The sequence below is a fragment of the Polaribacter sp. 2405UD43-2 genome (assembly GCF_058147125.1).
Window position 1 is genome coordinate 76,480 of record NZ_JBYVJX010000006.1, and the last position, 19,270, is coordinate 95,749.

Sequence of the window (19,270 nt, forward strand, 5' to 3'; positions counted from 1 at the left end):
ATAATTAAGATTTTATTAATCCTTTAACTAAATCGTAAACAAAAAACACACTTGCAACTAAACCTAATGTAATACTGTACCAAATACCAGTACCTACCCATTTATTTACAGCAGAACCAGCTTCTCCTCCATTAGGTATTACTTTTCCTTGCGTGTCTAATACTGCATTACTATCTGCTAAGAAATAAGCAAACACTAATACAACACCTAAAACAGCAACACCTAACAATGTCTTTTTTAAGTTTTCCGGATTTCTTATAATGCTCCATAACGAAAGTATAATAGCAATACCTACTGCAGCATAAAATAAGAAAGTAGAAAAATATATAATTGGACTAATGATACCATTTTGAAGGTCTACATCTGTTTTAAATGCTTCCATATCATCTACAGAAAAAATTCTGATGAATAGAAAAGCTCCAATAACAGCAATTAGTGCAATTAAAATATTTAATATTTTATTACTTTTCATAATTGTTATTATTTTTTATATTTTACTAATAAATCGATTAATTGAATTGATGCATCTTCCATATTGTTTACAATGCTGTCAATTTTAGATACGATATAGTTATAAAAAATTTGTAATATAATTGCAACAATTAAACCAAATACAGTTGTTAATAAGGCAATTTTAATACCACCTGCAACTACTGCTGGAGAAATATCGTTTGCTACTGCTATTCTATCAAAAGCATCAATCATACCAATTACAGTTCCCATGAAACCAAGCATTGGTGCTAATGCAATAAATAAAGACAACCAAGAAACATTTTTCTCTAAAAGCCCCATTTGAACTCCTCCATAAGAAACAACTGCTTTTTCAGCTACGTCTACACCTTCATCTACTCTATCTAAACCTTGATAAAATATAGAAGCAACAGGTCCTTTAGAATTTCTACAAACTTCTTTTGCAGCCTCTACACCACCAGAGCTTAACGCATCGTCTACACTTGCTACTAATTTTTTAGTATTGGTAGAAGCCATATTTAAATAAATAATTCTTTCAATTGCAATTGCCAAACCTAATATTAAGGCAACTAATACAATTCCCATAAATGATGGATCACCTTCAATAAAACGAAGCTTTAATTCTTGGTGAAAAGTTCTTGATTCTTCAGCTGCTTCTTGTGCGAAAGTTGATTGAATGGCTCCAAAAAACATAAATCCTGTTATAGATAGGATATTTACTACTTTTTTCATCGTTGTTATAATTAATTTTTGATAGTTAACGGGTTAAAGATATAAATTTTCATTTCAAAAAAATAATATGAAAGCTACTTTATTGAAATTAATCTTAAAAAAGCTTCCATATAGTCTTTTGAGAGTGCCAAGTAACAAAAAATTATTTAAAATTTAAAAAAAAAACCAATCTATTTTAGATTATAAAATTGATTTTATTCAATTATAGATTCAATATAGAGCTAATTATTCGTTATTTCTCCTCGCAAAGATTGTTCAAAAAAAGTTTTAAACTCCTTATCATTTAAATTTTCGTTAAGCAAATACATTAATTTTGCCACAGCAGTTTCTGTTGTAATATCTTTACCATTTATAACGCCAATTTCTTTGAGTTTTAAACTTGTATCATAATGCCCCATTATTACACTTCCGCTTTTACATTGCGTTACATTTACTATTTTAATTCCTTTGTGTATCGCTTTTTTTAATAACGCAATAAAACTTTCTGAATTAGGTGCATTACCAGATCCATAAGTTTCTAAGACTACTCCTTTTAAATTAGGAATGTTTAAAATATTTTCTATAACAATTTTAGAAATTCCTGGAAAAAGTTTTAAAATCACAACCTCATCAGCCAACTTTTTTCTTACAATTAATTTTTTTTCTCTTTTTTTGGGTTGATAAATTAAATGCTCATTAAAATTTAAATGCACTCCACTTTCTGCAAGCGGAGGAAAATTCATTGAGATAAAAGCTTCAAACTGTTCTGCACTAATTTTTGTAGTTCTATTGGCTCTATATAATTTGTATTCAAAATATAAACAAACTTCAGAAATTTTAGGTTTATTATCTTTTCTTGATGCAGCAATTTCTATGGATGTAATTAAATTCTCTTTGGCATCTGTTCTTAAATCTCCTATTGGCAATTGGGATCCTGTAAAAATGATTGGTTTTTGTAAATTTTCTAACATAAAACTAATTACGGAAGAAGTATAAGACATTGTATCTGAACCTGTTAAAACTACAAAACCATCAAAACTAATATAGTTTTTTTCAATAATTTCTACAATATCAACAAAATATTTGGTATTCATATTCGATGAATCTATGGGGTCATCAAAAGAAATACTTTCTATATTGCAATTTAAATGTTGCAATTCTGGTATTTTCTCTACAATCTGACTAAAATCAAAGGCTTTTAAAGCACCTGTTTTATAATCTTTAATCATACCAATTGTTCCGCCAGTATAGATAAGTAAGATGTTCGGTTTATTTGTCATTTTGTCATTTTTATATTCCAAACAATAAAACGGAATACTTTATGTTGTAAATTTATCAAACAAAAATGATATACAAATTTAAAACACTATAAATTATGGGAATGAGTTTTTATCTTTTAATTGGTCTTATCTCTTTAGTGAGTATGCTAGTTAGTAATAAATTAAAAAGTAAGTTTAAGAAGTATTCACAAATTCAGCTTAGAAACGGAATGAGTGGTGCAGAAATTGCTTCTAAAATGTTGGCAGATAATGGTATTTTTGATGTAAAAGTGATATCTACTCCTGGTAGATTAACTGACCATTACAATCCTAAAGATAAAACAGTAAATTTAAGTGAAGCTGTTTACAATCAAAGAAATGCAGCAGCAGCAGCTGTTGCTGCTCACGAAGTTGGGCATGCAGTACAACACGCAAAAGCGTATAGTTATTTAACAATGCGTTCTAAACTAGTGCCTATTGTAAGTATCTCTTCTAAATTTTCTCAGTGGTTGGTTATTGGAGGATTAATAATGGGAGCAGCTTCTGGTGCTACAGGAGTTGCATTCTTTATTGCTGTTGCTGGTTTGGTAATGATGGCTTTAGCTACATTATTCAGTTTTATAACTTTACCTGTAGAGTATGATGCCAGTAACAGAGCTTTGGCTTGGTTAAAAAATAAAAATATGGTTTCTCAACAAGAATTAGCTGGTGCAACTGATGCTTTAAAATGGGCAGCAAGAACGTATTTAGTTGCTGCAATTGGTTCTTTAGCGATGCTTTTGTATTGGGGTTTACAAGTTTTGGGTAATAGAGATTAATGTCGCAGACATTTTTGTTTCTCAATCTTACAGAAAAATGCATTCAAAAATACTCTCGATTTTATTGGGAGTATTTTTTTTGATGCAACTTTTTCTCAATTAAAAGGGTCTAAGTTTTGTAGAATTACCATAGCTGTTTAAAGGAAAATTAACCCGTTTCATCAGAATTTAGTTTTTCTATGGTAACAAAACCAGCACTTTTACAGTGTTAAATAAAAACCAATCCAATGAAACTTTTTGCTACAAACATTTTTATTTTATGCTTCGGAATTTTAACCTCATTTTCTCAACATTCTATTAAAGGAAAAATTGTTGATAATCAAAATCTACCTTTACCTTTTGCCAATGTTATTTTATACAAAATGGGCAGTAAAGAAAATCCGAAAGGAACTGTAACTGATGAAAAAGGTAACTACAAAATAGAAAATATAGGTTCGGGTAAATACAAATTAGAAGTTTCTATGTTGGGTTTTGAAACCAAAAAAAAGACAGCGTTTGAATTGTCATCAAACAAAATATTTAATTTTACTTTAAAAGAAGAAAGTCAGATTTTAGATGAAGTTGTTGTAAAATCTACAAGACCCGTTATTAAACAAACTGCAGAAAAATTAGTAGTAGATTTAGAAAAAACAGAAATGCTGAGTTCTAATTTACAAGATGTTATGCGTAAAGTTCCTGGTGTTTTGGTTACTAACAACGGAATTACAATTGCAGGAAAAGGCGGTGCAAGAATTCTAATTAACGGTAAAACTACAGAATATATGGATGTAGAAACTTTATTACGCGATTTTCCTGCAGATAATATTGCTAAAATTGAAGTGGTAGAACAACCTGGAGCAGAATTTGATGCTTCTGGTTCTGGAGCCATCATTAACATTATTTTAAAGAAAAACGTAAAATTAGGAACTCACGGAAGCATTACTGGTTGGGTTGGCGAAGATGAAGGTTTTGAGTACGGAACCAGCGCATCTATTGCTAGTTATAAAAACAAACTGAATTGGCAAACAAGCATCAGCCATTCTAAACCCACTTGGAGAGATGATTTAATTTTGGTTAGAACTGTAAAAGACCCAATCACGCTAAAAGAAGATATTTACGATCAAAAAAGTGTTTCACCTTACAATCCAAATAACTTTAGAGTTAGTGGAAATATTGACTATTATTTAAATGATAATCACGCAATTGGAATTGGCGGACGCTGGAACAACAGAAAATCCGACAGAATAACTACTAGTAAAACTCTTGTTACAAAACCCACAGAAACAAAAGTTTTATTTTCTGAAAACAGTTTCGATAGAGATCGAGTAAATTTTAACATCAACCCATATTACGAATACAAATCTGATACAGATAAATTAATTGTTGATTTTAACTATATCAATTATAACAACGATAACACTAATTTTTTATTAAAAACTCAAGGAAGCACTTTACCATTTACAAACAGAAAATACATACAAGATGGAAAATTTACCATTAAAACCTACAAAGCAGATTATTCTAAAACCTTTTCAGAGAACTTTAAACTAAGTGTAGGTAGTAAATATGCAAAAGTAAATACAGATAATGATTTACAATCTTTTTTAGAAAACACAACAACAAGTACTTTTGAATTAGACCAAGAAACAAGTAGTCAGTTTTTAATTGATGAAACTATTTTTGCAGTCTATTCTAAAATAAATGCAACTTCTGGCAAATGGTCTTTTTCTGGTGGTTTACGTTATGAAGATAGTAATACTGATGGAACATCAAACTTTATAGAAAAGGGAGTTCTAAAAACAAAAATTAAAAAAAGACCTATAAGTAAATTGTTTCCAAGCGCATCTGTTAGTAGAAAACTAACAGAAGTTTTAGGCGCAAGTGTATCTTACAGTTACAGAATTCAAAGACCTTCTTATGGTAGCTTAAATTCTTTTGAAGAATATTTAGACCCGTTTTCTGCTGGAGAAGGAAATCCAAATCTTAAACCTGCTTTTACAAACAACTATCAATTTAATTTAACCTATGAAGGACAACCTTTTTTTACCATTGGCTACAGCAATACAGAGGATGTTATTTTCGACCTAATCAAACAAAATAATACCACAAAACAGATAAGACAACAAGCTGTAAATGTAGAAAAATTTACCAATTGGAACTTCAGATTATTTGCGCCTTTAAGTTTTGTAAAAGGTTTAGAAGGTTATACAGGTGTAATTGTAAACAAAAATATGTACAACTCTGCAACTCACGGAGTAGATTTATCTAAATGGAATTTTTTTTGGTTTGTACAAGCAAGTTACAAATTGCCTTGGGATATTAATTTTGAAATAAGTGGTAACTACGGAACAGGTGCTTTAGAAGGACAAATTGAATTTGACTGGTTGGCTGGATTAGATTTTTCTTTTGGTAAAAAGTTTTTTAATGATAAATTAAAAGCCAACTTAGGTTTTAACAAAATGCTAAACAGAGGTTTTAACGGAACAATAGACTACGGAAATGGTACTGCAAAAGTAGAAAGTAATGGTTCTCGTCAGAACATTCAATTACGATTAGTTTATAGTTTTGGTTCTAAATTCGGTAAGAAAAAATCGAAACGTAATTCTTCTAAAGACGAAGAAAATAGAATTGATGATAATAATTAATACATTCGTATTTAAATTATGAACACAAAACTCAATAAATCAGATTGGATAATAATAATAATTGTTTATTCAGTAACAATAATTATAAACTCTGTAGATTATTATAGAGAACATAATCTTTTAAAAGAATATTTTGTAGATTTTTCAGTAGGGACAATAATGTCTTTAAGTGTTGTTTTGTTATTTATATATTGGTTAATTCCTAACTTTTTAGTAAAAAAACAAAAGTATTTTCATTTTGTTTTTTATGGGCTTCTTATTTTGTTTCTATCAGGAGTTGTTGATTATACTGCAGGTTTTTGGAGTGGAGAAAATGATTGGAAAAAATTTCCTAAAGGATTAGATTTCATTTTAAGGTGTCTATTTAGAGTAACAGATGATGCAGGTTTGCTTTTAGGAGTACTTCTAACTAAAAAGTTCTATGAAGGAAAAACTGAATTTAATAAAATTGAAAAAGAACAAAAAGAAAATGAATTAAAACTATTACGCTCTCAAATAGATCCTCATTTTTTGTTTAACAACTTAAATACTTTAGATTCTTTAATTGATTCAGATTCTGAAAAAGCCAAAGAATACATTAACAGATTATCGTTAATTTATCGCTATTTAATTCAGACCAAAGATGCCGAAGTTATGGAACTTTCTAAAGAAATTCAGTTTGCAGAAAATTATATTTTTTTGATAAAAACCAGATTCGGAAATGATTATGAATTTACAATTGAAGAAAACACCTCTATTAACCATCAATTTATTCCTACAGGCGCAATTCAAACTTTATTAGAAAATGTTGTAAAACATAACAAAGCTCAAAATAACAATCCTATAAAAACCAAAATTCAAATTAATAACGGTTGGTTAATAGTTACCAATACAAAATCAGAAATTATTGATAAAAAAGAAACTTTGGGCACAGGTTTAGTAAACTTAAAAGCACGTTATAAATTACTTTCAGATAAAAACATTCAAATAAATAATATGGATAAAAAGTTTGAAGTTTTTATTCCTATTATTAAATTGAGCAAGGAAAACTAAAACTATAGTATTCTGTCTCCTCGAGCGCAGTCGAGAGGTTATATTTAGGTCTCGACTGCGCTCGACCAGACAAATGGCAAAATTTAAAAATGAAAATCTTAATTCTAGAAGACGAAATACCAGCATATCAAAAATTGTTAAATTACTTAACCAATTCTTTTGGTGATGATTTTACACACGATTGGGCGCGTTCTAATGCAGATGGAAAAAAATTATTATTGCATAATAAATACGATTTTATTCTCTCAGACATTCAATTATTAGACGGAATTTCTTTCGATTTATTTGATGAAGTAAACACAGATTGCCCCATAATTTTTTGTTCTGCTCACGACGAATATTTGTTTAAAGCATTTAACACAAACGGAATTGCATATATCTTAAAACCGTATTCTAAATCAGATTTTAATAAAGCCATAGAAAAGTATCAATCCTTATTTAGTCAAGGAAATTATAATGCATTAAATTCTGATACATTATCAAATTTAAAATCAGCTTTAAAAGAAGAAAACACATCGTATAAAAAACGATTTGTAATTAAAAAAGCAAAAGGAATTCAATTATTAAATGTTAGAGACATTAGTTTAGTTGAAGCTTCTGGAGATTTCTGTATTGCCACCGATAATTCTGGAAAACGACACACAATTTCGCAAACGTTAGGAAGTATTTTTCAGCAATTAAATCCTGTTAAATTCTTTAAAATTAATAGAAGTGAAATTGTTTGTATCGATTATATAGACAATATCGAAAGTCATTTTAAAAACCGCTTATTAATCACTCTAAAAGGTGTAAAAGAAAAACCAATGACAAGTTCTTCTACAACTTCAGATTTTAGAAAATGGTTAGAGCAATAATTGCAAAACAAAAGAATCTCCTAAAAACTAGGAGATTCTAATACTACTTATTTAAACTATTACTTTTTAACTTTTTCTAAGCTAGTAATAGTATAAATCTTTAGAGGCATTATTTCTAAATCAGACTTATCTTCTGAAATAGTGTATTTAATTGCAAATGTTTTGTCTATTAAAGATTTATCCTTTAGATTAAACTCTTTTAAAACATCTGGAGATACTTTTTGAAAATACATAGTTTCTCCATCTTCTAAAATAAATTTAAATCCATCTTCTAGAGTGTATCCACTAAAAGTTCCTTCAACCGTTTTTTCTTGCGCTGTAACAATACTAATTGGTTCTAAAATTTCTGCTTGGGCAATAGTAACAATTCCTAAACTTAAAAGCATAGACAAAAGTGCTACTTTTTTTAAATAGTTTTTCATTTTAACTGGTTTTAATTTTTAATAAAATTTTCTTGATTTTTTAAATCAAACACACGTGTAAAATAGATAAACTAATTGCACAATTACTTTTCTATATATCTAAAAACGAGTAATTTATATATTTATTTTATTAAAACAGTTCTTCTTAAAACTTTAACATTTAAGAAATAAAAGGAAGATAAAAAATCTATGAAAAATTCTTCTATAATTTGTGGTTTTAAAAAGTGATTAGAAAGGAAAACCAAACTCTTTATTGATACTCTCCTGAGAGTGTTTGCACGTTCTTTTTATTAGATCTTAATTTTAATAAAACCATACCAAAATCTGTTAAAAAGTCTTTTTTAGAAAGCGAAAAAATTCTTTCTTGTGCTATTTTAGAACGTCTATAATTATGTAAAAAACGTTCTTTCCATTCAGATTCATACTTTAAAAGTAAGCTTAAATCAGATGAATCTAACGCTTCTTCAATTGCTTTACTTGCCATAATTGCTGATTCAAAAATAAACTTATAGCCTTCGCCAACAATTGGATTTACTTGAGAAACACTATCTCCTACACAAACAAGATTGCTTTTTACAAATTTTTGTAAAACAGGTGTAATTGGGATACTACCTCCTTCTACATTATCATTATCTTTAATTACCAGTTTTTTAATTTCAGGTAATTCTAAAATTTTATGTAATTGTTTTTTTAACCCACTAAACATACTTTTATCTAAAGTGCCAAAACCAATTATAGCTCTATTATTTTTTAAAGGAAAAATCCAACCATAACCACCTTTATAATCTTTACCAATCATAAGATGTGCTTCGTTTGTTTTTCCTAAATACTGTACATTATATTCAACACCAGTTGCAAGGTCAACCGTTTTAGCTCTAAGTCCTACTTTTTTACTAATTATACCATTTGTACCTGATGCGTCAACAAAAACAGTTGCGGTATAACTTTTACCGTTTTTATCCTCTAGAGATGTAAAGTTTCCGTTAGAATCTGATATAATCTTAGTGATATTAACACCTAATTGAATATCAACAAAATCAGTGTTAAATGAAGCAATTAATTCTTGATGTATCTTTTTTTTATCTAAAATATATGCTTCTACTTTTATATTCTCTTTAAACGTTTTTGAGTGAATAACGCCTTTGTCAATTTTTTGAGCGATAACATCATCAGATAAATCAAAATCTTGCACCTTCATAAAGCTTCCTAATGTATTAAAGCCAAATTCTAATAGGTCTTTTTTTCTATCTAAAACAAGTGTTTTTCTTTTAAAACGCCCTAATTCTCTAGCAAGCATTAAACCAGCTGTACCTCCACCAACTATTACTACATCATAAGTATTCAAAATATAAGAGTTTGATATTAATCATTTAACTTTAAAACCGCCATAAATGCTTCTTGTGGAATTTCTACATTACCCACTTGACGCATTCTTTTCTTTCCTTTTTTCTGCTTTTCTAACAATTTACGCTTACGCGAAATATCTCCTCCATAACATTTTGCAGTTACATCTTTACGCAATGCTTTTGTGGTTTCTCTAGCAATAATTTTTGCGCCAATTGCTGCCTGAATAGGAATATCGAACTGTTGTCTTGGAATTAATGTCTTTAATTTCTCAACAATTTTTTTACCAATTGAATACGCATTATCTGCGTGTAATAAAGCAGAAAGCGCATCTACAGGTTGTCCGTTTAATAAAATATCTACTCTTACCAATTTCGATTCTTTCATTCCAATAGGATGATAATCGAAAGAAGCATACCCTTTAGAAACGGTTTTTAATCGATCGTAAAAATCGAACACAATTTCTGCCAAAGGCATTTCAAAAATAAGTTCAACTCTTTGTGTTGTTAAATAGGTTTGGTTTGTTATTTGTCCTCGTTTTTCTATACACAAACTCATAACTTGCCCAACAAAATCAGACTTTGTAATGATTGATGCTTTTATAAATGGCTCTTCTACTCTATCTAATCTTGATGGATCTGGTAAATCTGTTGGATTGTTTAGAATGATAATTTCATCTGGATTTTTCTTTGTATAGGCGTAATAAGAAACGTTTGGCACAGTTGTAATTACTGTCATATTAAACTCGCGCTCTAAACGTTCTTGAATGATTTCCATATGCAACATTCCTAAGAATCCACATCTAAAACCAAATCCTAAAGCTGCAGAACTTTCTGGTTGAAACACCAAAGAAGCATCATTTAATTGCAGTTTTTCCATAGAATACCGCAACTCTTCGTAATCTTCTGTATCTACAGGATAAATACCAGCAAAAACCATTGGTTTTACATCTTCAAAACCATCAATTACTTCTGTAGTAGGAGTTTTTGCATCCGTAATTGTATCTCCTACTTTTACTTCTTTAGCGGTTTTAATTCCTGTAATTAAATAGCCAACATCTCCTGTTTTTACAGACTTTTTAACAACTTGCTCTAATTTTAACGTTCCTACCTCATCAGCAAAATAATTTTTGCCTGTTGCCATAAATTTAATCTCCTGACCTTTTTTAATCTCTCCATTCAACACTCTAAAATAAGTTTCAATTCCTCTGTAAGAATTGTAAACCGAATCAAAAATTAAAGCTTGTAATGGTGCTTCTGGATTTCCTTTTGGAGCAGGAACTCTATCAATAATTGCTTCTAAAATGTTATCAACTCCAAAACCAGTTTTTCCACTTGCGTGAATTACCTCTTCTGGATCACATCCTAATAAATCTACAATATCATCGGTAACTTCTTCAGGGTTTGCAGAAGGCAAATCAACCTTATTTAAAATTGGAATAATTTCCAAATCGTTTTCTAACGCTAAATATAAATTAGAAATGGTTTGTGCCTGAATACTTTGAGCAGCATCTACAATTAGTAAAGCTCCTTCACAAGCAGCAATAGAACGAGAAACTTCGTAAGAAAAATCTACATGACCTGGTGTATCAATTAAATTAAGAATGTACTTTTCTCCATTTAACTCATAATCCATTTGAATTGCGTGCGATTTTATGGTAATTCCACGTTCGCGCTCTAAATCCATATTATCTAATAACTGGTCTTTCTTTTCTCGGTCAGTTACAGCACCTGTATAATCTAACAATCTATCGGCTAACGTACTCTTACCATGATCGATATGTGCGATAATGCAAAAGTTTCTAATGTTCTTCATTCGTTAAATTTGTTTTCTAAAATGTCTGCAAATATACGTTAATTACAAGCCTAAGCAAATAAAAACTACTGTCTTACTAATCTTGCCATTCTGCAATAAACAAGTTGGTATCATGACCTCCTCCATTATTTCTGTTTGATGAAAAAATTAACTTTTTACCATCATTAGAAAATACTGGAAAAGCATCAAAAGTTTCTCCGTGCGTAATTCTTTTTAAATTTTTCCCATCAAGATCAATCATATACAAGTTAAAAGGAAAACCACGTTCTGCTTCAAAGTTTGAAGAGAATAAAATCTTTTTTCCTGAAGGATGAAAAAACGGACTCCAATTGGCGTTTCCTAAATCGGTTAATTGACGTAATTCTGAACCATCTGCATTACAGATATACAACTCCATTTCTGTGGGTTGTACCAAGCCTTCTTTTAGTAAATCTTTGTATTCTTTAATTTCTTCTGGAGTTTTTGGTCTTGAAGAACGGAAAATTAATTTAGTCCCATCAGGAGAGAAAAACGCACCACCATCATATCCTAATTGATTGGTAATTTGTTTTACATCTGTACCATCTATATTCATAGTAAACAACTCTAAATCTCCTGTTCTCATAGATGTAAATACAATTTTATCTCCTTTAGGGGAAACAGTTGCCTCTGCATCATAACCAGGTTCAGTTGTTAATTGCTTGGTAATATTCCCATCTAGGTCAGCCACAAAAATATCGTAACTCTCATAGATTGGCCACACATATTTTCCTTCTCTTCGCAAAGGTGCTGGCGGACATTCTTTCCATTTTAAATGTGTAGAACCATACACAAAACTCTTATTATCGGGTAAAAAGTAGGCGCAAGTTGTACGTCCTAATCCTGTTGAAATCATTGGAGGTTTTTTGTCTTTAAATGTTTCATTTGCATTCATTAAAAACATTTGATCACAACCAACATTCCATTTTTTATTATTAGATTGAAAAATAAGTTGTTTATCATCAAAACTCCAATAAGCCTCTGCATTATCACCACCAAAAGTAATTTGCTTCATCGTTTTAAAATGAGTTTCTTCTGGATAAATTAATCCGCCTTTCCATTTTTTTGTTGCTCCAGATTTTGCATCTTCTTTATCTTTTTTGTTACTTTTACAAGAAACAATAGTTAATGTTAAGATGGCTAAAAAAAGTATTCTAAATCTCATTTTTGTCATTCTAATTAGTACTATGTATTTTATAATTCTGTAAAAATAATATTTATCATTATGAGAAACACTCTATTTATCATCTTTTTATTTGTTTTAGCATCTTGCAAGCAAGAAGTTAACTTAGAAAAACTAATAAAAAAAGATGTCATTTTCTTAGCTTCTGATAATTTAGAAGGAAGGCAAACTGGTACAGAAGGAGAGAAAAAAGCGGCTAATTACATTGCTAAACGTTTTAAAGATTTAGGATTACAACCCAAAGGAACTAATAAATACCTACAATCTTTTACATTTAAGCCAAAAACAAATCCGCACGATGAAGTAAAATTCGATGTGAATGGAGATGGAACTATTACAGGAAATAATGTTATTGGTTTTTTAGATAATAAAGTAAAAAATACAGTAATTATTGGTGCGCATTACGATCATTTAGGTTATGGAGGCGAAGGTTCTTTGTATAGAGATTCTATTAAAGCAATTCATAATGGTGCAGACGATAACGCTTCTGGCGTGGCAATTCTATTAAATTTAGCAGCAAAATTAAAAAAGAAAAACATCAATAATAATTATTTATTTATTGCCTTTTCTGGTGAAGAAATGGGTTTATTAGGTTCCAATTATTTTGTAAAAAACCCAACTATAGACACCAAAGCGGTTTCTTATATGATTAATATGGATATGGTGGGTAGATTAAAAAAAGACTCGACTTTGGCAGTTTACGGAACAGGAACATCACCTATTTTTAAACAAACATTAAAATCGCATAACAATAATTTTAAACTGATTCAAAAAGAATCTGGTGTTGGTCCTTCTGACCACACAAGTTTTTATTTGGCAGATATCCCAGTATTGCATTTTTTTACGGGTCAACATGAAGATTATCATAAACCAGGAGATGATTCAGAAAAGTTGAATTATAAAGGAATGGAAACTATTTCTAATTATATTTTTAACATCATTTCTGATTTAAATGACAATGGAAAATTAGCGTTTAGAAAAACTAAAAACGAAAGCAGTCAAGTTCGTTTTAAAGTGGGTTTAGGAGTGGTTCCTGATTATATGTTTGACGGAAAAGGAATGCGTATTGATGGTATTTCTGAAGATAAACCTGCACAAAAAGCTGGCTTACAAAAAGGTGATATTGTAGTTAAACTAGGAGATAGTTTGGTTACAAATATGATGAGTTATATGCGTGCTTTATCAGTATTTAAAAAAGGTGACAAAACTAAGGTTATAGTAGTTAGAAATGGCAAAGATGTAGAAACTGAAATTATTTTTTAACCATTATTTATAATTCAATTTAGGGAAAAACTAAAGTTAACTGTTAGGTTACTGTAAGGGATTCATTATGTAATAGACCAAATGGTTTTCATAAAAAACACTATATTTAACAAAATAAAACCTAAAAATTATGTATTTAAATTTTAAGAAAGTAGCTTTTTCAATCTTAATTTCTACGGTATTTCTAAGCTGTTCTTCAAAAGAAGTTCCTTTAGCTTCGGAAGTAGTAACAAAAGTTACATATAATAAAAATGTTAAAACAATTATTGATAATAGTTGCGCTACTAGTGGTTGTCATAGTACTGTAAGTCCGGCTGCTGGTGTAAAACTTGTTACCTATACTCAAGTTAAAAGTTCTGCTCAAAGTGGTAATTTTCATAAAAGAATAGACAACGGAACAATGCCCCCAAAAGGAGCTTTACCTTCTGCTACAATAGCTATTATTAATAAATGGAAAGTAGATGGCTATCTAGAAAAATAAATATATTAACCTGAAACTTTCTCTTTATGAAAAAAGTAATTCTTTTAGCGATAATTTTGTTGAGTCAAACAACTATTGCTCAAAAATATTTTACAAGAACTGGTAGCACAAACTTTAAAGCATCTGTAGAAGCTTTTGAAGCTGTTGAGGCTACTAATAAAAGTACTTCTGTAATTTTAAAAACTGACACTGGAGACATTGCTGCGCTATTATTAATTAAAGCTTTTAGATTTAAAGTAGCACTAATGCAAGAGCATTTTAATGAAAATTATATGGATTCTGACAAGTATCCAAAAGCCACCTTTAAAGGTAAAATAGATGGTTTTATTCTTGATGAAATCAGCACAAAAAAAGAATACTTAATAAAGGGGACTTTAACTGTTCGTGGAGTAAAAAAAAATATTGAAACCATTGGAACTTTTACAAAATCTGAAAATAAATTAAAGTTAAACGCAACATTTTCAGTTACTCCACAAGATTTTGATATTAAAATACCTAGTATTGTTCGTAAAAAAATAGCAAAAAGCATTAACGTAACTTTAGATTATGAGCTTACAGAAAAAAAGTAAATGGTTTTTAGCTCTACTAATTCTAGGTATAATTATAGCTTTTGGAGCCTATAAATACGCCTATAAACCACATAAAACTACCGAAAATATAAAAGCAGATTTTATTGGTAGCTCAAATAATTTCATTACTAAAATAAGTAGTGATGCTAATCTTTGGTTAAACAAAACTGTAGAATTATCTGGAGAAATTACTTCTAGAGACGAAAAAGGAATTACTTTAAGTAACCGTATTTATTGTCAGTTTAGAGAAGATGTAAGTTTTAATTTGCTTACAAAAGGACAACAAATTACATTAAAAGGACAAGTTATTGGTTATGATGATTTGTTAGAAGAATTAAAATTAAATCAATGTATTATTAAAAAATAAACCCAATGACAAAAAAATTACGAAGCTTATTTTTATTATTTTTTATTTCGTTTTCAATCTCAGCGCAAGATGATTTATTAGACGAATTAGACAATGAAACAAAAAATGACACTCAATATGAATTACCCGCTTTTAAAGCAATGAAAATTGGTAATTTACAATCTACAAAAATAGCTACAAAAGGAGATTTCTATTTAATAGTTTCCCACAGATTTGGAACATTAAAAGACGGATTTGACAACTTTTTTGGCTTGGATGAAGCTAACACCAAAATTCAATTATTATATAGTTTTTGGAATAATGTTCAGTTAAGTATCAGCAGAGAATCTTGGCAAAAAACCTATGCTGGAGCTCTTAAAATAGGTTTGGCAAAACAATCTAACAGTTTTCCTTTTAATATGGTTTTTTACGGAACAACAACCATTAATTCTCAAATAGACAAAACTATTTTACCAACTTTAACTTTTAGCGATAGACTTTCTCACGTTAGTCAATTATTAATATCAAAACGATTTTCATCAGATTTTTCTTTTGAAATAGCACCTTCATACATTAGAGAAAACTTACAAGATTTAAATGTAACAGGTGCTGCAAATCACAATCAATTTGCAATGGCATTTGGCGGGCGATATAAATTAAGTAAAAGAGTTAGTTTAAATGCAGAATATTCATATAATTTTAATCGAGACAAAAATTCTAAATTTGCAGATCCATACACAATTGGTGTAGATATTGAAACTGGCGGACATATTTTTCAGCTATTATTCACAAATGCGCAATCTACAAACGAAGTTGGTTTTTTAAGTAATGCTACTAAAAATGATATTTTCTTCGGATTTAATATTGTAAGAGTATTTTAAATTAGACACAAATTTAACAAACCAAAACCTTACTTTTAAAAGTAAGGTTTTTTTGTTTCTAATAAAGCAATATCTTTGCAGAATGGTAAAAATAGACAACATAGAACTCCCCAGTTTTCCGCTATTATTAGCACCTATGGAAGATGTTTCTGATCCTCCTTTTAGAGCTTTGTGTAAAGAAAACGGAGCAGATGTTGTGTATACAGAGTTTATTTCTTCAGAAGGTTTAATTCGTGATGCCGCAAAAAGTGTTATCAAACTAGATATTTACGAAAAAGAACGTCCTGTTGGAATTCAAATTTTTGGAGCCAATTTAGATTCGATGTTAAAAACGGTGGAAATTGTTGAAAAATCGAATCCAGATATTATTGATATCAACTTTGGTTGTCCTGTTAAAAAAGTGGTTTCTAAAGGTGCTGGTGCTGGGATTTTAAAAAATATTGATTTAATGGTTTCACTTACTGAAGCTATGGTTAAACATACTAAACTCCCAATTACTGTAAAAACGCGCTTAGGTTGGGATCATAATTCTATTAGAATTGTAGAAGTTGCAGAACGTTTGCAAGATGTAGGTTGTAAAGCCATTTCTATTCATGGAAGAACACGTGCGCAAATGTATAAAGGTGATGCAGACTGGAAACCCATTGCAGAGGTTAAAAACAATCCAAGAATGCACATTCCTGTTTTTGGTAATGGAGATGTTACATCACCAGAAAAAGCAATGGAAATGCGAGATAAATATGGTTTAGATGGCTGTATGATTGGTAGAGCTTCTATTGGTTATCCTTGGTTTTTTAATGAAATAAAACATTTTTTTAAAACAGGTAAACATTTATCCAAACCAACAATTGCAGAACGTACAGAAATGGCAAGAAGGCATTTAAAAATGGCTATTGATTGGAAAGGTGAACACTTAGGGATTGTAGAAACAAGAAGGCATTATACCAATTATTTTAAAGGAATTCCGCATTTTAAAGAATATAGAATGAAAATGGTAACGTCTGATGATGCTAAAGATGTTTTTGCTGCTTTTGATGAAGTAGAAACAAAATTTGGGAATGCAACAATTGCAGAAATAAAATAGTTTTTATTATTTTTCTATAAACTCTTTAGAAATTCTGCTACTTGCAATTTTAGCAGCAATAAATCCTAACACAGTAATTGTTAGAATTACAATTAAAAGATTAGAAAGTCTATATTCTACTGGATAAGGTAAACCAGGTACAATTTCGAAAAAACCAAATGTTTGTTGAAAGAATACTAAAAGCGACCCTAAAGCTAATCCAATTAACATCCCGAAAAAAGTGAGTAAAAACCCTTGAATTGTAAATATTCTTTTAATTTCTTTTATAGAAACACCTAAACTAAAGAGCGTTTTTAGATTATGCTTTTTTTCTATAATCATCATAATAATTGCACCAATCACATTAAATAAAGCAATAATTACAATCAATGTAAAGATTAAATACGAAACAAAATTTTCTGTATTTATAACTTTATAAAAAACCTCATTCAGCTGCTCTTTTGTTTGTACTTTATAATTGTCACCAAACCCATTCTGAAATTTTTCTGCAATCTCATTAGCAAAATTAGGATTGTCTAATTTTATTTCTATACCCGTAATTTGATTTTGTTTGTATTTTAATAATTTTCTGGCGGATGAAATATCAACAAAAACAAATTTATTCTTAAACTCTTCAGTACCAGTATAAACGCCTACAATTTGAGTGTTTAAAGTGTAAAATGCTTTGGTAGGATTTATAAATCCTGTGCCAGGTTTTGGAATCATTATTGATAATGGTTCTCCAAAATTTAATATTTCTAAAGATAGTTTTCTAGCAATTCCTTCTCCAACAACAGCCGTATTTTCAAAATCTTTTTGAAGCCAAGTGCCAACATTAACTGCAGAATCTATTTGTGTAATATTTGGATAGTTTTCACTAACTCCTTTTATATAAGCAATTTCATTTTTATCATTATACTCTAAAAAAACACGCTCTTCAATTATTGTTGCGCTTGCTTTAATACGACTTTCACTTTTTATGACGTTGCGAATATCATCTGTCATTAAAAATGATTTTCCTTTTACAGAAGTTATTTTAATATCTGGATCTGTAACTTCTAACAAACTATAATTAAATGTTTTTAAACCAGAAAATCCAGATAATATTATAAACAAAGCTAAAGCTCCTACTATTACTCCAAAAGAAGCAATTATTGTAATAATATTAATAGCATTATTGCTAGTTTTAGTAAACAAATATCTTTTGGCTATGTAGTATGGAAAGTTCAAAAAATATGTATTATTTTTTTTGTCTTCTAGGTAAAATTTCTGGATTTAGAATTGGGTTTTCATCTTTCCCTTTCAAAGAATTATCAATTTCTTCATTATAATCTAAAGTATCATCACCAAAAAATAATAACTCAGGCATTCTTCTTAATTGATTTCTGGTTCTTGATGCCATTTCATAGCGAATTAAAGGTGTGTTAGATTGTACTCCTTCTAAAATTTTATTTCTTTTATCAGAAGGAAAAACACTTAAATACACTTTTGCTACTCCTAAATCTGAAGTAACAGAAACTTTAGAGACAGAAATAATAACTCCTTTCATTCCTTCTTGAGCTGCTTTTTGTAGCACATCTACTAAGTCTTTTTGTAAAACTCCTGCTATTTTTCTTTGTCTATTGGTTTGTTCCATTGTGCAAATTTACAATATTTTTATAGAGTGATTTTATATTTATAGTGAATTGAATTGTATAAAAAAATCTCAAAGCAAATACTTTGAGATTTTTATTATAATTTATTTTAAAAAATTTAATCTGCTAAAATAATTACTTTGTTTTCATTTAATTCTAATGTACCAGAATTAATTGATAACGTTAAAATTTTATCATCTGTCTCATCTGGCACTAACTTACCATGTAAATCATCTAACTCTAAATTAGTTTGAGAATGAATGTGAATTTTAACTGTTCCTTCTTTTAAATTAGAAACAATTGGTGCGTGATTATTTAGCATTTGAAACTCTCCATTTACACCAGGAACTGATAATGAATCAATTTCTGATGAGAATAAAATAGCTTCTGGGGTTACAATTTCTAAAAACATAATTTTACTAGTTTTTAGTTCTTAGTTCTTAGTTTTTAGTTACTTAGTCATAACTTAAAACTTAAAACTT

The 19,270-nt window shown here is 29.3% G+C and carries 20 protein-coding genes; 10 read left to right on the top strand and 10 right to left on the bottom strand.

All coding sequences use genetic code 11. The features are described 5' to 3' along the window. Window positions 1-4 precede the first annotated feature (4 nt). From ACY2RX_RS09630 to ACY2RX_RS09640, 3 genes are all read right to left on the bottom strand, one after another. Window positions 5-472 (bottom strand): hypothetical protein, encoded by a 468-nt coding sequence (locus ACY2RX_RS09630; protein ID WP_490103763.1) that lies wholly within the window; start codon window positions 470-472, stop codon window positions 5-7. 8 nt (window positions 473-480) lie between these two features. Next, window positions 481-1,203, bottom strand: coding sequence for a MotA/TolQ/ExbB proton channel family protein (locus ACY2RX_RS09635; protein WP_490103764.1), 723 nt, complete (start codon window positions 1,201-1,203; stop codon window positions 481-483). 221 nt (window positions 1,204-1,424) lie between these two features. Beyond that, window positions 1,425-2,462 (bottom strand): asparaginase, encoded by a 1,038-nt coding sequence (locus tag ACY2RX_RS09640; protein WP_490103765.1) that lies wholly within the window; start codon window positions 2,460-2,462, stop codon window positions 1,425-1,427. 101 nt (window positions 2,463-2,563) lie between these two features. On the opposite strand from ACY2RX_RS09640, the gene ACY2RX_RS09645 reads away from it, so the two are divergent. The 4 genes from ACY2RX_RS09645 (at window position 2,564) to ACY2RX_RS09660 (ending at window position 7,769) form a co-directional block, all read left to right on the top strand. Then, the gene (locus ACY2RX_RS09645; protein WP_490103766.1) at window positions 2,564-3,259 is read left to right on the top strand and encodes a zinc metallopeptidase; all 696 of its coding nucleotides are present in this window, start codon (window positions 2,564-2,566) and stop codon (window positions 3,257-3,259) included. Between the two features lie 227 nt (window positions 3,260-3,486). Further along, window positions 3,487-5,883, top strand: coding sequence for a TonB-dependent receptor (locus tag ACY2RX_RS09650; RefSeq protein WP_490103767.1), 2,397 nt, complete (start codon window positions 3,487-3,489; stop codon window positions 5,881-5,883). Window positions 5,884-5,901: 18 nt separating this feature from the next. Then, complete coding sequence (locus ACY2RX_RS09655; protein ID WP_490103768.1) at window positions 5,902-6,915, top strand: sensor histidine kinase; 1,014 nt, start codon at window positions 5,902-5,904, stop codon at window positions 6,913-6,915. A gap of 89 nt (window positions 6,916-7,004) precedes the next feature. Further along, window positions 7,005-7,769: a LytR/AlgR family response regulator transcription factor gene (locus ACY2RX_RS09660; protein ID WP_490103769.1), complete on the top strand. Its 765-nt coding sequence runs from the start codon at window positions 7,005-7,007 to the stop codon at window positions 7,767-7,769. Between the two features lie 59 nt (window positions 7,770-7,828). On the opposite strand, the gene ACY2RX_RS09665 is transcribed toward ACY2RX_RS09660, so the two are convergent. From ACY2RX_RS09665 to ACY2RX_RS09680, 4 genes are all read right to left on the bottom strand, one after another. Further along, the gene (locus ACY2RX_RS09665; protein WP_490103770.1) at window positions 7,829-8,191 is read right to left on the bottom strand and encodes a hypothetical protein; all 363 of its coding nucleotides are present in this window, start codon (window positions 8,189-8,191) and stop codon (window positions 7,829-7,831) included. 250 nt (window positions 8,192-8,441) lie between these two features. Beyond that, on the bottom strand, window positions 8,442-9,536 hold the full coding sequence (locus ACY2RX_RS09670; RefSeq protein WP_490103771.1) for a tryptophan 7-halogenase: 1,095 nt from the start codon (window positions 9,534-9,536) through the stop codon (window positions 8,442-8,444). Window positions 9,537-9,553: 17 nt separating this feature from the next. After that, complete coding sequence (gene lepA / locus ACY2RX_RS09675) at window positions 9,554-11,350, bottom strand: translation elongation factor 4 (RefSeq protein WP_490103772.1); 1,797 nt, start codon at window positions 11,348-11,350, stop codon at window positions 9,554-9,556. Window positions 11,351-11,426: 76 nt separating this feature from the next. Next, a complete protein-coding gene (locus ACY2RX_RS09680) occupies window positions 11,427-12,533 on the bottom strand; it encodes a hypothetical protein (RefSeq protein ID WP_490103773.1) in 1,107 nt (368 codons plus the stop codon). Between the two features lie 60 nt (window positions 12,534-12,593). Here ACY2RX_RS09680 and ACY2RX_RS09685 point away from each other — a divergent pair, with 60 nt between their 5' ends. The 6 genes from ACY2RX_RS09685 to dusB all read left to right on the top strand — a co-directional run bounded on the left by ACY2RX_RS09685 (window position 12,594) and on the right by dusB (window position 17,175). Then, window positions 12,594-13,814: a M28 family peptidase gene (locus ACY2RX_RS09685; RefSeq protein ID WP_490103774.1), complete on the top strand. Its 1,221-nt coding sequence runs from the start codon at window positions 12,594-12,596 to the stop codon at window positions 13,812-13,814. Between the two features lie 130 nt (window positions 13,815-13,944). Then, window positions 13,945-14,295, top strand: a complete 351-nt coding sequence (locus ACY2RX_RS09690; RefSeq protein WP_490103775.1) for a hypothetical protein — start codon at window positions 13,945-13,947, stop codon at window positions 14,293-14,295. A gap of 26 nt (window positions 14,296-14,321) precedes the next feature. Further along, window positions 14,322-14,864, top strand: coding sequence for a YceI family protein (locus tag ACY2RX_RS09695; RefSeq protein WP_490103776.1), 543 nt, complete (start codon window positions 14,322-14,324; stop codon window positions 14,862-14,864). After that, window positions 14,842-15,231 (top strand): OB-fold protein, encoded by a 390-nt coding sequence (locus ACY2RX_RS09700; RefSeq protein ID WP_490103777.1) that lies wholly within the window; start codon window positions 14,842-14,844, stop codon window positions 15,229-15,231. The genes ACY2RX_RS09695 and ACY2RX_RS09700 overlap by 23 nt, the downstream gene beginning before the upstream one ends. A gap of 5 nt (window positions 15,232-15,236) precedes the next feature. After that, the gene (locus tag ACY2RX_RS09705) at window positions 15,237-16,091 is read left to right on the top strand and encodes a DUF5777 family beta-barrel protein (RefSeq protein WP_490103778.1); all 855 of its coding nucleotides are present in this window, start codon (window positions 15,237-15,239) and stop codon (window positions 16,089-16,091) included. 82 nt (window positions 16,092-16,173) lie between these two features. Further along, the gene (gene dusB / locus ACY2RX_RS09710) at window positions 16,174-17,175 is read left to right on the top strand and encodes a tRNA dihydrouridine synthase DusB (protein WP_490103779.1); all 1,002 of its coding nucleotides are present in this window, start codon (window positions 16,174-16,176) and stop codon (window positions 17,173-17,175) included. A gap of 6 nt (window positions 17,176-17,181) precedes the next feature. Here the strand turns inward: dusB and ACY2RX_RS09715 are convergent, their stop codons facing one another. The 3 genes from ACY2RX_RS09715 to ACY2RX_RS09725 all read right to left on the bottom strand — a co-directional run bounded on the left by ACY2RX_RS09715 (window position 17,182) and on the right by ACY2RX_RS09725 (window position 19,200). Further along, window positions 17,182-18,384, bottom strand: a complete 1,203-nt coding sequence (locus tag ACY2RX_RS09715; RefSeq protein WP_490103780.1) for an ABC transporter permease — start codon at window positions 18,382-18,384, stop codon at window positions 17,182-17,184. Between the two features lie 10 nt (window positions 18,385-18,394). Beyond that, complete coding sequence (gene rbfA, locus ACY2RX_RS09720; RefSeq protein WP_490103781.1) at window positions 18,395-18,790, bottom strand: 30S ribosome-binding factor RbfA; 396 nt, start codon at window positions 18,788-18,790, stop codon at window positions 18,395-18,397. 116 nt (window positions 18,791-18,906) lie between these two features. Further along, window positions 18,907-19,200 (bottom strand): FoF1 ATP synthase subunit delta/epsilon, encoded by a 294-nt coding sequence (locus ACY2RX_RS09725; protein WP_490103782.1) that lies wholly within the window; start codon window positions 19,198-19,200, stop codon window positions 18,907-18,909. Between the last annotated feature and the right edge of the window lie 70 nt (window positions 19,201-19,270).